Source organism: Bacteroidales bacterium, from assembly GCA_021157585.1.
Taxonomy (GTDB): domain Bacteria; phylum Bacteroidota; class Bacteroidia; order Bacteroidales; family UBA12170; genus UBA12170.
The window spans coordinates 17,964-31,794 of the sequence record JAGGWH010000135.1 but is presented as its reverse complement, the minus strand read 5'-3'; the positions used below and the strand labels follow the sequence as shown (position 1 = coordinate 31,794).

The window sequence follows — 13,831 nt, the reverse complement described above, 5'->3', positions numbered from 1 at the left end:
TAGGTTAAATTTATGTTGTTGCCTTCAAATTTACAACAAAATAGTATAAAAACATAAACTGTTACACAACGATTACAGCATGTTAAACCGATCACTATTTTATTGATAGCTAATATCATAAACTAGCCCTCAATTACATTTTTATACTCTTCATTAATTTCTTCTTTTGTAAATCGGTAAACTTTCGGCAGATTATTCTTACTACCACATTCTTTAATCTGATATTCAACTTTCATTATCGGGTTATCGTTATCAATTATAACGATCGCCTCTAAAATATTTTTCACATTTGGATAATTAGAAACCAAATTAATAGCTTTTCTCAGATAATCACTTAATTCAATACCAGAATCTTTTTTTGCGCTTTCCAAGAACCATTTTATTTTCTCCGTAGTATTTATAATTATTTTTCTTTTTACATTACGATACGGATCAATGATTTCTTCACAATACAATTTATACTTTTTAGAATGAAGGTGCATCTGGAAATATCTTATACAGCGTCCTTGCAGTGATTTAAATATTATCTCTTTTTCTTTGTCTTCCATTTTGGAACCGAAAAAAATACTCTTTACCGCTCTGTGTTCATGGTCTTGAAAGCCAGAATTATCATATAACAAACGGTACTCATTTTCATATTTCCAATCTTTACTTTTATAACCCGTAAAGTGTTTAATGATTTCATTATCCATCCCAGATAATAATTTCGGTTTAAACACTGGTATTTTATTTGAATACTTTATCCAAAATTTATTTACAGCACTATTGTACTTCGCCAGTATGCCAATGTCATATTCCACACAAAATCCTTTATGATTGTTAGCATAATAAGACCACATCAAAATATTCAAAGGTTCCTTTGAAACGGATAAAGAAAATACTCCTGTTCTTAGAATCCTTTTTTTGAATGATTCAAATTCTGATTTCACCTTTTCAGATGAAGTGCCACAAAATTGCTCAATAAGCTTTAATCCTTGAAGAAATATTCGGTCAGACGTAAGCATCTCGCAAGGATCGTTTAACAGTTCTTTATTTGGCGCAAATAATTGATTGTTTTGCAAAGCCTTAATATCACGATCAAATTCTCCTCTGTATTTAAATGCCTTTATTACACCTTTTTTCATCACAAGCCTTTACTCTATTTTACTTTACTCACTGCATTACACGCTTCTCTTGATCTCTAAACTCGCTTTTGAAAAATATTTTTTTTTCTAAAGTTCACCTATCGACTTAAAGCATATACGGCAAAACTAGCCAACCAATGCTCTCCGGAATAATTTCCACTGGCAATGTTTGGCAGAGCATCTTTTAAATGTCTTTCAGCAGCATCTAGCATTTGTTTCTTTTGCGGATTTTTATCGTTTAAATGTTTGGCTATCCCCAGCATACACCAGGCCCGACTTAGATTTAAACCGTCCAAATGAACCAATTGTAAATCGCTACGATCGCTAACCGTAGCAGGATTAAGAATATTCTCAGGAATTTGAGGTAAATAATTCTTCATCCAAGCATTGTATTCTTTAGCATCCAAAATACGATACATTAAATCGGCTTCCAACAAAGATGGAGAAAAGAAATCGGTGCCATTAGGCTCCAAATAAGCAGGATAGTTTTTATCCTTTAAATAATAGTCCTTGCTTCTTTGCTCAAGCAATTCTTCAAATTCTTTATCGCCTACCAATTGCGCATAATCAAGTGCAAAGCCTAAAGCAAAGGCGGTATTGGGATGCACACCTGTACGAATTGGATAGGTTTGCTTTGGAAGGTAATCCATCATATTTCCTTTTAAATAATCGACCAAAGGTTGCAGATTAGAAAGCCAAATCTTTGCTTGTGGATTATCCCAAGTTTTTAATTCTGTTGCCAACCGGAAAATCCAGGCCCAACCGTAGGTTCTTTCATAAGAGCTGTGCAAAGGGGCTTTCATATACTCTATTTCAGATAGAATATTTTCTGCACTCATATTTTGATCGATAGCCTTTTTTATCGCTTCTGCATTCTCCATTTCAGGAAAGAGCTTGAGTAGCTTTACCAACATCCAATGTCCGTGAACGGAAGAATGCCAATCGAAACATCCGTAAAATGCGGGATGTAAATCCATAGGCTCACGTACTTGCGTGGCATCTAAAATCACGTGACCCAATTTGTTTGGGTATTCCGTTTGGATACAATGAAAAGCCAAAGAAGCCAAATGCTCTGCTCCTGCCTGTGTTAATTGTGGTCTTTGTGTTTCGTTAAAAACATACATTTCCTGAGCCCAGATATTAAAACTCATCATCAAAATACCGAATAGAATAATTCCTTTTTTCATGGTTTACGTTTTATTTCTTATTCCCTGCGATTATAAACAAATTTATTCTATTTTTTTAACTGATTATTCAAATGCAATTGAATTTTACACTCCAAAATGCAAATTATTCAAATGTATTTGAATTATTTTTCTCCATAGTAATTTAATACGGATCAACGTCTATTATTAACCGGGCAGAATTGTAAATACCAAGTTCTCGAAACTGCATAATACATTTTTTAATAATCGCTTTCATTTGCATATTCGATTTGCCTTTTGGTAATTTCAATATACTATCTTTAATAAATAAGCCTCGCACTTTTGAAACCATCGGGTATTCCGGTCCTAAAACAGCCGTACCAAACTCTTTACGCAACAAGTCTGTAAATTCCTGAGCTGCATTATTTAACAAATGAAAGTCTTTATGCTTTAAACTAAATCTTATCAAACGATAAAATGGAGGATAATGAAAATTGCGCCTCTCTAAAATCTGACTATCATACATTTCCTGATAATCATTATCAATAACGTAACGAATAACAGAATGATAAGGGCTAAAAGTTTGAATAATTACTTTCCCTGTTTTATTTTTCCGACCTGCTCTTCCACTCACCTGAACCATCATTTGAAAACTCCGCTCAAAAGCTCGGAAATCAGGATAGTTTAACATATTATCCGCATTGAGAACGCCCACAATTCCTACATTATCAAAATCCAAACCTTTGGTTACCATTTGGGTTCCGATAAGGATATCAATATTCCGCTCTTCAAAATCTTTAAAAATTTGCTCGTAAGCATATTTGCTACGTGTGGTATCCAAATCCATCCGCTTTATCTTTGCCTTGGGTAAGATAATAGCTAAATCTTCTTCAATTTTTTCTGTTCCAAAGCCGCGCATTTTAACATCGGGACTACCACAATTTCCGCACTTTGTTGGCACCGCTGTTGAATAACCACAAATATGACATTTCAATCGGTTATGCTGCTTGTGATAAACCAAACTTACATCGCAATTCACACATTCGGGAATCCAATTGCACACTTCACATTCCAAACGCGGTGCAAATCCCCTACGATTCTGGAATAAAATAATCTGTTCCTTTCTTTCGAGTGCTTCTTCAATATGCTTTAGTAAAAATGAGGAGAAATGGGAGCGCATCATTTTACGACGAGTTTCTTCTTTGATATCCGCTACTAAAACTTCGGGCAAACTACTATCTCCATAGCGTTTTAAAAGATCTACCAAACCATACTTTCCACTTCGGGCATTATAATAAGATTCCACCGAAGGTGTTGCCGTACCCATTAAAACCTTGGCTTTGTGCATATTTGCCAAAACCAAAGCGGCATCGCGAGCGTGATAACGCGGTGCAGGATCTTGCTGTTTATATGAGCTATCGTGTTCTTCATCTACAATGATTAAACCCAAATTTGAATACGGTAAAAATATACCTGAGCGAGCAGATAAAATGATATCGTAAGAATCAGAATTTACATTTACATTTTCCTTTTCCAGAACTTTATTCCAAATCTCTACTTGCTCGTTCTGATTATAACGCGAATGGTAAACCCCAACTCTTTTCCCAAAATACCGACTTAAGCGATTGATGATTTGTGCAGTAAGCGCAATTTCAGGCAAAAGATATAAGACTTGTTTTCCTTGAGCCAGCGTATCGGCAATAAGTTTTATATACAATTCCGTTTTCCCACTACCCGTTATTCCATGCAATAAACATTGATCCTTTTCAGTAAAAACCGTCTTAATTTCATCCAAAGCTGCTACTTGATTTTCGCTCAAGTGAATGTTCGAAACCTCATCAAAAGCCTCTTTTGTTTGTAGGCGGCTTTCCTTTTTCAGGATGGAAACAAAAACTCCTTTTTTCTCCAGAGCAGTATATGCCGATGCTCCATTTTCAACTTGCTTTACAAGAATGGCCTTCTTTATTTCGGGATACTGTTCTTGCGATTGAGCACTCAAATTAAGATAAGCCATTAAAACTTCAAGCTGTTTATAGGCTCGTTTTTCCAGTAAGTAGAAAAGCTCTTTTAAAGTCTCTTCCGTTTGGTAATCCTCAACAAGCTGAACGTAGGTCTCTATTTTAGGAATATACTTTTCTTTCAATTCCTCTTCGAGTAAAATCACTTTTTTCTCGATAAGGGTTTTAATTAAGGGAAACACTTTTTTATGCTCACTAATGCTTTCCACATCGGTAATACTTAGCACATTTTGTATTTCCAAAGCCTCTACAATTAAATATTCTTTTTCATTTAGCTTTTTATAATCGCCATCAAATTCAGGATGAAGCACCACTTTTGATTCGCTGGCAAGCTTAAGTGCACCGGGCAAAGCAGCATTCATTATTTCGCCCAGCGTACACATATAATAATTGGCCATCCACTCCCAAAAAGCAAACTGTTTTTCATTAACTATTGGTTTTTTGTCGAGAACAGCCAAAACGTATTTTGGAGCATATTTTGTGGGTGGAATTTCGTGAATAGAGCGTACAAGCGCCGTATAAACTTTCTTTTTACCAAACTGAACTACCACGCGCATTCCAATTTCAACACTATCATTTAGCTCAAAAGGAATCCGGTAAGTAAAGCTGCCTTCAATAGGAAGAGGTAAAATAAGTTCTGCAAAAAGTGTAATTCGCTTCATAGTTTTCTAATCGTAAACAAAGATAGAAATTCTCCAACAAGATTAGCGTAATTCAAGTCAGGGTTTCACTTTAAGTGAAGCCCTGACTAATACTAAGCTGTTGATAAACTGTTAAAAAATAGCAACTGTTTAACATTTCTCATTTTTATAAAACTAACGAAAGACCTATTTTTGATAAAAATACTCAGCTTATGATTAAATGGTTTATACAACATCAGTGGAAACAAGCAATACGTTCTAGTATATGGCAAAAAAATGTAGCTCTAAATATCATTATTGGTTTTTTTATGGTGATTATGTTACTTTATCTGTTAGCACTAGGTTTTTTTCTTGACAAACTTCTAGAGGATATTGTAAAAGATGCGAATGCAGATATTACACTTTCAAAAATCATCATCTACTATTTTCTTTTTACCTTTTTAATGCGTTTCTTTTTACAGAGCCTTCCGGCGATGGAAATTATTCCTTATCTCCATCTCAGAATTAAACGAAGTACCATTGCATGGTTTATGCAGTTTAAATCATTAACAAGCTTTTTTAATTTTATTCCCTTCCTACTATTTCTACCATTTGCTTTGGGTTATATGAGAGAAGAATTTAGTGGATTCCAATCCTTTATTTGGTTTCTATCGGTGTTTTTGTTTGAGTTAACATCCAATTTTATGTTGATTTATTTTAAACGAAAGTTCACCCTAAACCCCAAACTCATTTTACTTTTAATTGGGGCTATTGGGCTTATAATTGCTCTTGATAAATTTGACTTATTTTCCATTTCCAACATCTCGCTTTGGTATTTCACACAATTAAATGCCAATTGGATGTGGATTTTCCTCCCATTATTTTCAACCATATTCTTTGTTTTCTGGAATCTCAGTATGATTCAAAAAAATAGTTATTTGGATGATTTATCACCCAAGAAAACAGAAGGCGAAAACCTTTCTGCCAAACTAAATCTTTTACAAAACTTTGGGAAAACTGGCGAATTGGTTTTGGGTGAAATCAAACTCATTCTAAGAAATAAACGTTCAAAATCTGTTGTTTTTCTTATTCCATTTTTCCTTTTATACGGCTTATTTTTTTACCCTCAAGATCTTTATAATGACAAAATGGGCTTTTTAGTTTTTGTGGGGATTTTCGTGACAGGAGGCTTTCTTATTGCTTATGGTCAATACCTTATGGCTTGGGAAAGTTCACATTTCGATTTTATCCTCAGTTCTAACGTTGGAATTCACGACTATTTTAAAGCCAAATACTTTTTACTCGTAATTCCAACTTTAATTCTATACTTCTTCACCATCCCCTATATGTACTTCGGAATGAAAATATTCTGGGTGAACTTTGCAGCTTTATTTTATAATCTAGGTGTAAACGCACCATTATTATTGTACACGGCTTCTTACAATAAAAAAAGAATGGATTTAAGCAAAGGGGCAATGATGAATTACCAAGGCGTAGGGGTAAATAATTTTATCTTAGTGCTTCCTTTATTGGCTGTTCCCGCATTAATATTTTGGCCTATAAGTGTATTTTTCGGACATATCCCAGCAGTTTTAACGCTGGGTGGTTTGGGCGTTTTAGGTTTAATTTTTAATCAAAGTTTGATAAAATTTGCCGTAAATAATTTCAAGAAGAAACGCTATCAAATTGCTGAAGGATACCGTCAGAAAGGCTAATCAAATTATAAACAAGAAAAAAACAAACACAATGATAAAAGTAAATGATTTAACAAAAGCTTACGGTGGAGAAACCGTTTTAAATATACCCACATTAACAATTACAAAAGGCGAAAGTTTTGGATTAGTTGGCAATAATGGTGCTGGAAAAACTACTTTTTTCCGCTTAATCCTCGACCTGATTAGAGGCAATAGCGGAACTGTTTTATCGAAAGATATTGCAACAGCCGGATCAGAACATTGGAAAGATTATACAGGCTCTTATCTCGATGAAGGATTTTTAATCGATTATTTAACTCCTGAAGAATATTTTCAGTTTGTGGGAAAAATAAACAAACTCTCCCAACAAGAAATTGAAGAATTTATGGTTTCCTTCGAAGATCTTTTCAATGGCGAGATATTAGGGCATAAAAAATACATTCGTGATCTTTCAAAAGGAAATCAGAAGAAGGTTGGTATTTCAGCTGCAATTATGACAAATCCTGAAATTCTTATTCTTGATGAACCATTCTCAAGTCTAGATCCAACAACACAGTTTCGTTTAAAGAAATTACTCAAGGAATTACAAGAAGAAAAGCAAGTAACTATGTTGATTTCCAGTCACGATTTAAACCATGTAACGGAAGTTTGCAAACGAATTGTTGTCTTGCATCAAGGCGATATTGTTCACGATATTGAAACAGGAAAAGATACTTTGAAAGAATTGGAAGCTTATTTTGCAGTGCAATAAAAAACCCGATAAATCAGAGACCTATCGGGTTAACAATCTGAAATTTTCTAAATTAAATTGTAATAATTTCTTTTTCTTTTTCAGAGCAAAGCGCATCAGTTTTAGCTGTAAAAGTATTGGTTAATTCTTGTATTTCGCCTTCTACATCTTTTATTTCATCTTCCGAAACACCTTCATCTTTCAGGCTTTTAGCCATATCGTTTGCCGATCTTCGAATATTTCGAATTGTAATTTTAGAACTTTCAGTTTCATTTTTAGCTGTTCTTACCAAATCAAGCCTGCGCTCTTCTGTTAAAGGCGGAACCATAATTCTAATCAGCTCACCATCATTTTGGGGATTAAACCCTAAGTTAGCATTCATAATAGCTTTTTCAATAGGAGCTAAAGTACTTTTATCCCAAGGCTGAACAACAATCTGACGCGGATCGGGAGTAGAAATATTTGCCATCTGTTCAATAGGAGTTAATGAACCATAAAAATCAACTTTTACTCCTAATAACATTTGTGGACTTGCTTTGCCGGCACGTATTTTTTTAAAAGCACTTTCCAAGTGTTGTACAGCTTTTTCCATACTTTCTTTGGTATCTTCCAAAATCATTTTCGATTCTTCCGTCATGATCATTATTTTTTAATACAAAACAAAAATAAGATTTATTTCGCTTTTTACAAACATTAAACTTCCAAAGAAAATATACTCCTAATAAACTCTCAACCTAAGTTATCATAAAAAAAGTCAATAATTACTAATGTTGAATTCATTACCTTTGCTTACTAAAAATAAAACAGGTTAAAATGTACACTTCTATCCAAAAAACAAAAGTCATAAAATCAAATATTGATACATTATATTTGGTTAAATCGTTAAAAGAAATAGCAGTAAATACTTTTTCTGATAAAGAATTAGCTTTTATAAAAACAGAATCCGAAAAAAATAAAAAAACATCTTTTTCTTTTAATCGTTTTACCCATTGGGATTATATTGAGATTGTAAAAAACAAAGAAAATCATTTCCATTTTCTTGAAAGCCTACGCATTTTAGCCGATAAATATGTAGGAATTTTTAATGAAACTCGAATTAAAACAATAGGCATTCACTCAGAATCTTTTAAAGCAGATGAAAGCTTGGCTTTCGCCGAAGGCATGATTTTAGCCAATTATCAGTTTAACAAATACAAAACTGATAAAGACAACAATTTTAATACACTTCAGAATATATTTATTCAAAACACAGCAATTACAGCTTCGCAAATAGACGAGTTGAAAATTATAACCAAAGCCACTTTAACAGCACGTACTTTAGTTAACGAACCCGTTAACTTTATGAATGCCACACAATTATCTAAAGAGATTAAAATATTAGCCAAAGAGACAAACGCAAAGGTTGAAATATTTGGGAAGAGTAAAATTGAAGCACTTAAAATGGGCGGTTTATTGGCTGTAAACAAAGGCAGTATCGATCCTCCTACATTTAGCATATTTGAATGGAGTCCTAAAAATGCTATAAACGAAAAGCCATTGATCTTTGTCGGGAAAGGTGTTGTTTACGATACCGGTGGATTAAATATTAAAACTGCCAATTTCATGAACAATATGAAAGCCGATATGGGTGGTGCCGCTGCCGTCGCGGGAAGTATATTTGCTATTGCAAAAGCAAAATTGCCTATTCATGTTATCGGTTTGGTTCCTGCTACCGACAATCGTTTAAATAATAATGCCTACGTTTCGGGCGATATAATTAAAATGTTTAACGGTATGACAGTAGAAGTTTTAAATACCGATGCCGAGGGGAGAATGATACTTGCCGATGCTCTTGCTTATGCTCAAAAATACGATCCTGAATTGGTTATTGATTTGGCTACACTAACGGGAGCTGCTGCTCATGCCATTGGGAAATACGGAATTGTAGCTATGGGCTCAAAAAACGAAGACTTTTTAAACGATTTAAAAATAAGCGGAGAACAAACCGGAGAACGTTTAGTGGAATTCCCGTTTTGGGAAGAATATGAAGAATTAATAAAATCTGATATTGCAGATATGACAAACTTAGGAGGTCCTGACGGTGGAGCAATTACAGCAGGTAAATTCCTTGAGAAATTTACCGATTATCCATATATCCATCTCGATATTGCAGGACCCGCACTTGTAGAAAAACGGTTTAATTACCGAGGTATAGGAGGAACGGGAGTTGGTGTTCGTTTGCTTTTCGATTTTGCAAAAAGACAAGTTTCAAAACAACAATAAATTAAAAGCCGCATAAAAAGCGGCTTTTTTTAATACTTATCACGAATTTTTATAAACTGTAATTATTTCAAAACCTTGCTGTAAGAGTATTTTCTTGGCATCTTCATAATTAGTAGTAAAGCCAAGCATAAAACCACCTCCACCGGAGCCACATAATTTTAAAGAATATTTTTCTGTCTTTACTCCTTCGTACCAAACTTTACGAATAGCTTCGGGAATCATTTTATCAAAATATTTTAACTGAAAATCTGATAGCTGTTTTAACAGCTCAAAAAACTCATTTCCTCTTCCTTCCAATAAAGTATTAATCAAAGAATTATTCAACGGTATTAATTCATTATCAACTGCCTGTTTATAATCTTTCTCTTTATAATTTTCAAGAAAACGGTTTACCAAAGGAGCTGTTTTTCCCGGTTTTCCACTATTTATCAAAAATATAGCACCTTTCTTATCAAACTTATTTCTTGGAATACCAACGGTTTTTATCTCACTCGTATTTTTTATTAAAAGCGGATATTGGATATAACAGTTTAAAGGGTCAAGTCCGGAACTCTTACCATGAAAATAAGACTCCATTTGTGCAAAAACAGCCTTTAATTTAAAAATACTTTTCTTACTTAAATTTCTATCACTTTGTATTTTTTCTTCTGCGTATTCATCATAGATAGCGGCTACTAAAGCCCCCGAACTACCAACACCGTAACCTTGAGGAATAGTTGATTCAAAATATAATCCTTTTTCTAAATCAGCATCAAGTTTTTCCAAGTTCATCGGGCAAAGCAGTTCTCCCTTTTCTTGTAAAGACTTTAAATAATTCGCAAATTCTCTGATTGAATTATTCGATTCTTTTGCCCATTCAAAATCGGTATACTTATAATTTGAAATAAAACTCAATTGACCTTTAAAATGAGTGTAAGGAATAGTTAAAGCCATAGAGTTAAAAATAACGCTATATTCTCCAAACAATAATATCTTTCCGTAAAAAACCTCTCTTCTTTTTATCATTTTAACCTATTCTTTTTGGACCAAAACCTAAACGATCGTGTATAACTTTTCGCTCAACACAATAATCTAACAATTCATTTTCAATAAATTCCATCACCTGAATTTCATCATCCTCAGTGTACAGCAAATGCACATTTGGACCGGCATCAAGCGTAAAGCAAATAAAAATTCCACTTTTTTCGCGAAAAGCCCTAATCTTTTCTAATATCCTCAATGTATTGGGTTGCAATAAAGAATACCAAGGCTTTGAACTCATCATTAAAGCATGTAAGCTCATCGCCTCGTTTTCTACTACTTCTATAAACCTATCCGTATCTCCTTGTTGTAAAGCAGCCGTAAGCCAACTCATATTTTGCTTGCTTTGAGCAATACGCGCATCGGCATAAGGATGACCATTCATTAAAGCATGACCGGCTCTACTGGAAACCGTTTTTTCAGTATCACTAACAATCAATATGCTATCGCGAAGCTGCATAAAAAGAGGATGCACTTCATAAGTAAAAGGCACAGCATACTCATTGCTACTCTCCATAATATCAAAAAACTCACCCCAAATACTAAATCCACCATAAACAGATCGGCTGGCACTTCCTGAGCCTAAACGTGCAACATAAGACGCTTTAGTAAAAAAATCTTGTTCATCTTGCAAATCTCCAAGCACCTCTTGCTGCATGCTACAAAGACATAATGCCAATGCGCTCATAGAAGATGCCGAAGAAGCTATTCCCGCAGAATGAGGGAAACTGTTTTTACTGTCAATTTGTAAATCAAGCTGCTTTAAAAAGGGAAATTCTTTATCTAACTCATCTAAAAAGCGAAACACTTTATCACCAAAAGCCGGATTTTCTTTGTTCTCAAAAAAGAATCGGTATTTTGCCTTTTCTTCTTTTTTTGAAGAGAATTTTATGCTCATCTGAGAATATGCTTCTGACAAACCAAAACTCAAAGATGGATTTTTAGGCAATTGAACACCAAATTTCCCCCAATATTTAACCAAAGCAATATTTGATGGGCTTTGCCAACTCACCTGTCCGCTATATTCTTGCGTATCAGAAATGGATGAAGAAGTAAAAAGTGTTGAATTCACAAATTATTATTTTGGAGCAAAAATAGGGATTTTAACGCAAACGAAAATTAAATTGGCTCCTAATTCTTGCTATCCTGAAAAAGCTTTATAAGAATTTTAAAACCATTTTATGATTTGGGATAGAAAACTCTACGAGGGTTTAAAACCCTCGTAGAGTTACGAGAGAGATTCTTTTATCATCAACTTGACTAATTTAAGTTAATCTCAATCCACCTAAATTTGTACTTTCGCGCAAAAGAAAAACTAAATGGCCATTTCCTACTTAGTCGCAGAAAACCTCAGCAAATCTTGGGGCGATAAACCTCTCTTTCAGGAGCTGAATATCACTATTAACGAAGGTCAAAAAATAGCTTTGGTAGCTCATAATGGAACGGGAAAAACAAGCCTTTTAAATATTTTATGCGGTATAGATATTCCGGATACAGGAGAAATTCGCCTAAAAGAAAATCTTAGGATTGCTTATTTACAACAACAGCCTCATTTTGAAAATAATCTAACTGTAAACGAGGTACTTTTCCATGCCGACAATCGATTCATTAAAATTATTGCCCAATATAGAGATGCTTTAAAACAATTTGAGAAAGAGGTAAATAAAGACTCACAGCGATTATTAGATTCAACCATTCAGGCGATGGATCATGCAGAAGCTTGGGATTATGAGCTAAAGGTTAAAGAAATTTTAGAAAAATTTGAGCTCACTAATTACAATCAAAAAGTAGAAACTCTTTCGGGAGGTCAAAAAAAGAAATTGGCAATAGCTTCTATTTTAATTGATGATGCCGATTTACTTGTTTTAGACGAACCTACCAATCACCTTGATATTGAAATGATTGAATGGCTCGAAAATTACATTAGTAAACAAAAGATGAGTTTGCTAATGGTAACTCACGACCGTTATTTCTTGGATGCTGTTTGTAATGAAATTATTGAAATCGATCGGCAACAAAGCTTTATTTACAGAGGTAACTACAGCTATTTTTTACAAAAAAAAGCTGAGAGAGAAGCATTGCAATTAACCGAAATTGAAAAAGCAAAAAACCTATATCGTACAGAGTTAGACTGGATGCGCCGACAGCCCAAAGCACGCACACATAAGTCTAAAGCTCGTATCGATTCTTTTTATGATTTAGAAAAAATAGCAAAAAACCGTTTAGAGCAAAAAAAACTCGATTTTAATATTAAAATGAGTCGGCAAGGGCGGAAAATTTTAGAAATAAAAAAACTTAGTAAAAGCTACGGCAATTTAAACTTAATAGAAAATTTCGACTATATCTTTAAACGAGGCGAACGTATTGGTATTGTTGGCGATAACGGAAGCGGGAAAACAACTTTTTTAGATTTGATTAGTCGAAAAATCCAGCCCGATTCAGGTGAAATTATTGTTGGCGAAACCACCCGGTTTGGTTATTTTACACAAACAGGAATTCAGTTACAAGACGATATGCGCGTTTTGGAGATTGTAAAAGAAATTGCAGAATTTATTGATATGGGCAAAACCCAAATATCAGCAGCTCAGTTTTTATTTCATTTCGGCTTTTCACATAATTTACAACATAGTTTCTTCAGCAGTTTAAGTGGAGGCGAAAAAAGAAAACTACATCTTGTGCTCACCTTATTAAAAAATCCAAATTTCCTGATTCTGGATGAGCCAACAAACGATTTAGACTTGTTTACTTTAGGTCGTTTAGAAGAATTCCTTCTCGATTTTCAAGGCTGCTTGCTTATTGTTTCTCACGACAGGTATTTTCTTGATCGATTATCTGATCATCTTTTTATTTTTAAAGGGAATGGCAAAATAAAAGATTTTGTAGGCAATTATTCCGATTATCGCGAAATGCAGGTGTTTGAAGCTAGTGAAGAGAAAAAAGCAGAAAAGGCAAATAAAAAAGCTAATGTATCACCAAAGACTGCTACTGCAAAAGTCCACAAAGCAAGTTTTAAGGAGCGAAAAGAATTTGAAAAGCTTGAGGAAGATATAGCTAATCTCGAAACAGAAAAAGAAGAACTGATTAATCGGATGAATTCAGGTGAACTTTCTTCTGATAAACTTCAAAAAGTTTCCAAACGCTTTGAACAGCTCAGCGAAGAATTAGAAGAAAAAGAAATGCGCTGGCTTGAATTAAGTGAGATTATCGGATAGTATATA

Annotated in this window: 10 protein-coding genes; 4 read left to right on the top strand and 6 right to left on the bottom strand. The window is 34.0% G+C overall.

Going from position 1 to position 13,831, the window contains the following annotated elements; genetic code table 11:
- Positions 1-122 precede the first annotated feature (122 nt).
- The 3 genes from J7K39_09450 to priA all read right to left on the bottom strand — a co-directional run bounded on the left by J7K39_09450 (position 123) and on the right by priA (position 4,949).
- Positions 123-1,124 carry a DUF2971 domain-containing protein gene (locus J7K39_09450; GenBank protein ID MCD6180114.1) on the bottom strand — a complete coding sequence of 334 codons (1,002 nt, stop codon included), beginning with the start codon at positions 1,122-1,124 and terminating at the stop codon, positions 123-125.
- Positions 1,125-1,222: 98 nt separating this feature from the next.
- Complete coding sequence (locus J7K39_09445; protein MCD6180113.1) at positions 1,223-2,311, bottom strand: DUF2891 domain-containing protein; 1,089 nt, start codon at positions 2,309-2,311, stop codon at positions 1,223-1,225.
- Positions 2,312-2,453: 142 nt separating this feature from the next.
- A complete protein-coding gene (gene priA / locus J7K39_09440) occupies positions 2,454-4,949 on the bottom strand; it encodes a primosomal protein N' (protein ID MCD6180112.1) in 2,496 nt (831 codons plus the stop codon).
- A 191-nt stretch (positions 4,950-5,140) separates the two neighbouring features.
- Between priA and J7K39_09435 the strand changes: the two genes are divergently transcribed.
- The gene (locus tag J7K39_09435) at positions 5,141-6,622 is read left to right on the top strand and encodes a hypothetical protein (protein ID MCD6180111.1); all 1,482 of its coding nucleotides are present in this window, start codon (positions 5,141-5,143) and stop codon (positions 6,620-6,622) included.
- A 31-nt stretch (positions 6,623-6,653) separates the two neighbouring features.
- Positions 6,654-7,352, top strand: a complete 699-nt coding sequence (locus tag J7K39_09430; protein MCD6180110.1) for an ABC transporter ATP-binding protein — start codon at positions 6,654-6,656, stop codon at positions 7,350-7,352.
- Between the two features lie 52 nt (positions 7,353-7,404).
- Here the strand turns inward: J7K39_09430 and frr are convergent, their stop codons facing one another.
- Positions 7,405-7,968: a ribosome recycling factor gene (frr, locus tag J7K39_09425; GenBank protein MCD6180109.1), complete on the bottom strand. Its 564-nt coding sequence runs from the start codon at positions 7,966-7,968 to the stop codon at positions 7,405-7,407.
- Positions 7,969-8,144: 176 nt separating this feature from the next.
- Between frr and J7K39_09420 the strand changes: the two genes are divergently transcribed.
- Positions 8,145-9,593, top strand: a complete 1,449-nt coding sequence (locus J7K39_09420; GenBank protein ID MCD6180108.1) for a leucyl aminopeptidase — start codon at positions 8,145-8,147, stop codon at positions 9,591-9,593.
- Positions 9,594-9,632: 39 nt separating this feature from the next.
- Here the strand turns inward: J7K39_09420 and J7K39_09415 are convergent, their stop codons facing one another.
- Together J7K39_09415 and J7K39_09410 are read right to left on the bottom strand one after the other, a co-directional pair.
- Entirely contained in the window at positions 9,633-10,598 is a 966-nt protein-coding gene (locus J7K39_09415; GenBank protein MCD6180107.1) for a hypothetical protein, read from the bottom strand.
- Between the two features lies 1 nt (position 10,599).
- The gene (locus J7K39_09410; GenBank protein ID MCD6180106.1) at positions 10,600-11,685 is read right to left on the bottom strand and encodes a hypothetical protein; all 1,086 of its coding nucleotides are present in this window, start codon (positions 11,683-11,685) and stop codon (positions 10,600-10,602) included.
- 247 nt (positions 11,686-11,932) lie between these two features.
- On the opposite strand from J7K39_09410, the gene J7K39_09405 reads away from it, so the two are divergent.
- The gene (locus J7K39_09405; GenBank protein ID MCD6180105.1) at positions 11,933-13,825 is read left to right on the top strand and encodes an ABC-F family ATP-binding cassette domain-containing protein; all 1,893 of its coding nucleotides are present in this window, start codon (positions 11,933-11,935) and stop codon (positions 13,823-13,825) included.
- Positions 13,826-13,831 lie beyond the last annotated feature (6 nt).